Below are 3,956 nucleotides of genomic sequence, written 5' to 3' on the forward strand. Positions count from 1 at the left end.
CCCCCGCGCGCCCCGGCTGATCCGAGCCGTCCGCGAGCCCGCCACGGTGCCGCCCCCGCTGGACGGGCCCTGGGCCCCCGCCGATCGCCGGCTCGACCAGGCCGAGCTGCTGCCGCTGCCCACCGGCGTCACCGGCCCGGAGGACGTCGTCGTCGATCCGGCCGGGCGGGTGGTCAGCGGCGCCGAGGACGGCCGGCTGTGGTGGTGGCCGGTGGACGCCCCGCCGGGCACCCGGCCCCGGTTGCTGGCCGAGACCGGCGGCCGGCCGCTGGGCGTGGAGGTCGACCCGCGCGACGGCAGCCTGGTCGTCTGCGACGCGTACCGGGGGCTGCTGCGGGTCACCGGCGACGGCGCGGTCCACGAGCTGGGCGGTGCCGGGGCACGGCCGCACCTGGCCGACAACGCCACGGTCGCCCGGGACGGCACGGTCTACTTCACCGACAGCTCCGACCGGTTCCCGCTGTCGCACTGGCGGCGGGACCTGCTGGAGCACCGCCCCAACGGGCGGGTGCTGGCGTACCACCCGGGCAGCGGGCGCACCGACGTGGTCTGCTCCGGGCTCTACTTCCCCAACGGGGTCGCCCTCACCCCGGACGAGTCGGCCCTGATGCTGGTGGAGACGGCCACCCACCGGCTGGTCCGGGTCACGCTGCCCGACGGCGAGGTGACCGTGCTGGCCGACCTGCCGGCGTACCCGGACAATCTCGCGCCGGTCGGCGACGGGACGTACTGGATCGCCCTGCCCAGCCCGCGGGTGCCGATCGTCGAGTGGCTGCTGCCGCACCCCCGGCTGCGCCAGCTGGTCGCGGTGCTGCCCGCCGCAGTCCAGCCCAGGCCGCTGCGGTACGGCCTGGTCGCGCTGGTCGACGGCGACGGCCGGGTGCTGCGCACCCTGCACGGTCCACGCGGGACGCACCACATGATCACGGGCGTGCGGCAGCACGGCGACCGGCTCTGGCTGGGCACACTGACCGGATCCGGGGTGGCCCGGGTGCCGCTGGCCTGACCGTCCGGCGGCGGCCGGCGGCCCGGCAGGCGGAACGGAGCGACGGTGCCGACCGACCCGCCGGTCGGCGGGTCGGTCGGCGGGTCGGTCATCCCCGGTCAGCCGCCCTGGACGGACGGCACCGGCGCCGGCGAGCCGCCGGCCACGGCCCCCGGGTGCGGCGCCTGCGACGGCGCGGGTCGCAGCCCGGCCGGTACGGGCAGCGCGCTGCCCTTGACGAACTCGTCCCAGCTGACGTTCCAGGCCGTCCAGCCGTTACCCTCGGTCAGCTCCACCTCGGTGCCCTTGAAGGTGACCAGGTCACCGACCTGGGTGACGCCCATCAGCCAGTCGGCGGCGGAGGAGGAGACGTTGGTGCAGCCGTGGGAGACGTTGGTGTTGCCCTGGTCTCCCTCCGACCACGGCGCCGCGTGGATGAACTCGCCGCCCCAGGTGAGGCGCTGGGCGTCCTCGACGTCGACCACGTAGCCGCCGTTCGGCTCACCCCGCGTGTCGAAGGTGGCGTACTCGTGCTTCTCCATGATCACCATCTTGCCGCTGGAGGTCGGCGTGCTCGGCTTGCCGAGACTGACCGGGATCTTGCGGATCAGCTTCCCGTCGCGGAACACGGACATCTGCTTGGTGGCGTTGTCGACCTCCAGGGCCACCTGCCGGCCGATCTTCGAGGTCGCCTTCCGGTCCTCGTCGCCCACCTTGTCCTTGCCGATCGGCAGCCCCTCGATCGCGGCCCGGACGCTGATGGTGGTGCCCGGCCGCCAGAAGTCGGGGGCCCGGTAATACACCTGCGAGCCGTCGGACACCCATGACCAGGCTCCCGGCTGCGGCGGGTCCGTCTTCACGAACAGCCGCCGCTGCACATCAGCTCTGGCCTCTTCGGGGATGGGCGGGTCGAAGGCGACTGTTACCGGCATCGCGGTGCCGTACGTCCGCTTGTCGGCGAAATACAGGGTGCTGGTGATCGCCGGCTTCGTCGATTTCGGCATCGTGGTGAACGTGGTCCTGCGGGTGGTGGTGGCCCCGGAGTCGCCGGTGGCCGTCACCTCGGCGGTGTAGGTCCGCTTCGGCTGCAGCGGAGCGCTGGGCACCCAGGCCGAGCCGTCCTCGCGCGGTTCGGCCTGGATCTGCTTGCCCTTGTCGTCGGTGATCCGGACGTCGGTGATCCGCCCGCCCTTGACGGCGGTGCCCACCTCGGCGCTGATCGGGACGTCCTTGGCCCGGTCGACGGGCGTGACGGTCAACTCTGGCGGCGCCGCCCGGCCCTCGGCCGCTCGGTCGCCCGGCTTCCACTCGGCGGTGCAGCTGGCGAGCGCCAGGGGCGTCGCCGCGATGGTCACCGCCAACAGCGTCATTCGCCGCCTCAGCTTCATGATGCGTCCCCCCGTTTTTGGTGTCCCTCCGCCACATTGTCTCCACGCCGCGCAGATATGCGCGCAATTTCCGTGGAATCGCCCCCCGATTATCGACGGCGTTTTCCGGTGCTGCGTCAAATGGGGCGGGTGGGTCGGTCGGCCGGTTCTGTTGCACGATCGCCGCCAGCGACCCGGACCATTCCGCACCGGGCGCCACCATCCCGTCCTCACCCGGGTGCGCCGCTGCGGCCCGCTCGCCCACTTCCGGCCGGCTCGTGCCGCCGGTTGGCGCGAGCGCGCCGGCGGGCGCTGTCTCATGATCGACGACCGGAGCCCGGCCGGCTTTTGTTGCAGACAGCAGAACTTTCGTTGTTCGGAACAGACCTTTGCCTTCCCGGCGGCGCAAGGGTACGGTGACCAATCAGATACAAAGTTGCCCATAGGTCGATCCGCTTCCCACCTCCTCCCCGCGCGGCGCCCCCACCGCAACCACATGCGTGCCATCCGCGGCGCGACACGACCTGACCGCCACAGCCGGACGCCTCGTCCGGCCGGTCCGCCGTGCCCGCGCACGACCGGGGTCGACCACCGACGGCCGGACGTCGAGTCCGGCAGGAAGGACCACCACCGTGGACGAACGTGACCCCCGACCCAGCAGCGAGGGGCGCGAACCCGTCACCCGGCGCGGGATCCTCCGCGCCGCCACCGTGTCCGCCGCGGCGGTCGGCGCCGCCGGGCTGCTCACCGGCCCGGCGCAGGCCAGCGGACCGGCTGCGGCGGGCGCCCGACGACGAGTCCCCGCCGACCGGATCAGCATCCAGCTCTACACGCTGCGCGACCAGCTCGCCGCCGACCTGCCGGGAACGCTCGCCGCACTGCGGCACATCGGTTACCGCCGGGTGGAGCACGCCGGCTTCGTCGGTCGGACGGCGGCCCAGTTCCGGGCCGCGCTGGACCAGGCCGGCCTGCGGGCGACCTCCGGCCACGCCGGCATCCCCCAACCCTTCGACGCCGACGCCTGGAAGCGGGTGCTCGCCGACGCCAACACCGTCGGCTGCCGGTACCTCGCGCACCCCTGGTTCGGCCTGGACGCCGACGGCCGCCCGATCCGCGACCCGCAGCGCTACCGGGCGCTGGCCGCCGACCTCAACCGGGCCGGCCGGCTGGCCGCCCGGGCCGGCCTGCGGTTCGGCTACCACAACCACCAGCTGGAGTTCGTGCCGCTGACCGACGGGCGGACCGGGTTCGAGATCCTCGCCGCGGAGACCGACCCCCGGCTGGTCCACTTCGAACTCGACCTGTACTGGAGCTGGCGCGGCGCGCACGACCCGGTCGACGTGATCCGCGCCCACCGCGGCCGCATCCGCCAGGTGCACGTCAAGGACATGGACGCCAACGCGGGCTTCGCGGATCTCGGCGACGGGCTGATCGACTTCGGCCGGATCTTCGCCCACGGGCGGGAGGCGGGGATCGAGGAGTACATCGTCGAGCGCGACGACGCCGGCACCCCGCCCCGCGCCCCGGCCGACGCCCTGGACACCGCCCGGGTCGGCTACGCCTACCTCGCCTCGCTTCGCTACTGAGCACACCACCGGGGGACC

3 protein-coding genes are annotated in these 3,956 nt (G+C 73.6%); 2 read left to right on the plus strand and 1 reads right to left on the minus strand.

Translation table 11 applies throughout. The features are described from left to right. Positions 1 to 1,006 (plus strand): SMP-30/gluconolactonase/LRE family protein (locus tag C1I99_RS30195; protein ID WP_233512800.1); only part of this gene is annotated, 1,006 nt, incomplete at its 5' end. 98 nt (positions 1,007 to 1,104) lie between these two features. On the opposite strand, the gene C1I99_RS30200 is transcribed toward C1I99_RS30195, so the two are convergent. Further along, positions 1,105 to 2,373 (minus strand): L,D-transpeptidase, encoded by a 1,269-nt coding sequence (locus C1I99_RS30200; protein WP_111137573.1) that lies wholly within the window; start codon positions 2,371 to 2,373, stop codon positions 1,105 to 1,107. A 611-nt stretch (positions 2,374 to 2,984) separates the two neighbouring features. On the opposite strand from C1I99_RS30200, the gene C1I99_RS30205 reads away from it, so the two are divergent. After that, a complete protein-coding gene (locus C1I99_RS30205) occupies positions 2,985 to 3,938 on the plus strand; it encodes a sugar phosphate isomerase/epimerase family protein (protein ID WP_233512801.1) in 954 nt (317 codons plus the stop codon). Positions 3,939 to 3,956: the final 18 nt, after the last annotated feature.

It is taken from the genome of Micromonospora deserti (assembly GCF_003236335.1).
Classification (GTDB): domain Bacteria; phylum Actinomycetota; class Actinomycetes; order Mycobacteriales; family Micromonosporaceae; genus Micromonospora; species Micromonospora deserti.

Coding starts and splice junctions, on each gene's coding strand:
- C1I99_RS30200 (WP_111137573.1), bottom strand. CDS start 2,373: ATGAAGCTGAGGCGGCGAATGACGCTGTTGGCGGTGACCATCGCGGCG.